This is a genomic window from Bartonella sp. LB28NMGDW, assembly GCF_042194435.1.
In the GTDB taxonomy this organism is placed as follows: Bacteria; Pseudomonadota; Alphaproteobacteria; order Rhizobiales; family Rhizobiaceae; genus Bartonella; species Bartonella grahamii.
Map to the genome: position 1 here is coordinate 1 of NZ_JBHIMX010000157.1, position 606 is coordinate 606.

The 606-nt window shown below is 39.6% G+C and carries 1 protein-coding gene and 1 pseudogene; both read right to left on the reverse strand.

Going from position 1 to position 606, the window contains the following annotated elements; genetic code table 11:
* Positions 1–353, reverse strand: a 353-nt coding sequence (locus ACFIKG_RS09785) for a hypothetical protein (RefSeq protein WP_375652251.1), incomplete at its 3' end; no start/stop codon positions are given.
* Positions 350–606, reverse strand: a pseudogene (locus ACFIKG_RS09790) (hypothetical protein); the annotation flags it as partial. The gene ACFIKG_RS09785 and the pseudogene ACFIKG_RS09790, both read right to left, overlap by 4 nt.

Here is a 606-nt window from a genome sequence, read left to right on the forward strand (position 1 = left end):
AAGCGCTTCTTGACACTGCGCTGTGGTATGACAGCACCTGGACGACAAATCGGCAAGTTTTTCTCTTTAAAAGTATAACACCACCCCCCTCCTCTTTGATCTTTATAGCGGAATCCTGCTTGAACCATGCAAGCATCAACTGTTGCTTTAGCATTAATACTCTGCTGTTGGTTTTCTGGAAAAACATCATAAGGGGTTGGCATACCACATTCTAACAATGCTTTTCCTATCTCCGTAAAATCTGCACCAGGTTTCTCCCACATACTCAGAGCCCCTGGAGAAGGCTTATCAATGTTACATCCAGCTACACTAACCAAAACTATTCCGCTTAATAATTTCAAGATTTGTTTCATTTTTTCCTCCCTGAATATTTTGAATAAATTGGCGTACGATTAGGTAAACCATAGAACTTTGTACAAGCATCACTTGGATGTCCATAACAAGCATGAACACTTGGATAACCCTTAAATATTTGCCATGCTTCTTTCCAAGGACCACTTCCAGGAGGTATTTGCTCAAAAGTGTAAGGATTTTTGCCAATCTTTGTACCCACAAAGTCATTTTTATGATTTTCCAAGTTTACGTAATCCTGCTTTCCATCACTTA